Below are 253 nucleotides of genomic sequence, written 5' to 3' on the forward strand. Positions count from 1 at the left end.
CTGGTGAAGAACAGTTTGATCGCCAATTAAATATAAAAGGACAGGCTGTTATTGCGAACCGTCTACCTATTAAAGTAAAGAATAAAGTAACTGGCGTTGTATCGAGCTTACGTTTGAAATCTGAAATGGATCAGTTAACAGCAGAATTATCCCAGACGAAGCAATATACAGAGGCATTACGAGCGCAAACGCACGAATATAACAATTTATTGTATACGCTTTCAGGTCTTATCCAATTAGAATCATACGAAGA

1 protein-coding gene is annotated in these 253 nt (G+C 37.2%); it reads left to right on the forward strand.

Annotation, left to right across the window (positions count from 1 at the left end; genetic code table 11):
- The coding region (locus FE392_RS22480) for a sensor histidine kinase (protein ID WP_500692704.1) at nt 1-253 on the forward strand (253 nt) is incomplete at both ends.

Origin of the sequence: Xenorhabdus santafensis (assembly GCF_033949405.1) — a bacterium.
GTDB lineage: Bacteria > Pseudomonadota > Gammaproteobacteria > Enterobacterales > Enterobacteriaceae > Xenorhabdus > Xenorhabdus santafensis.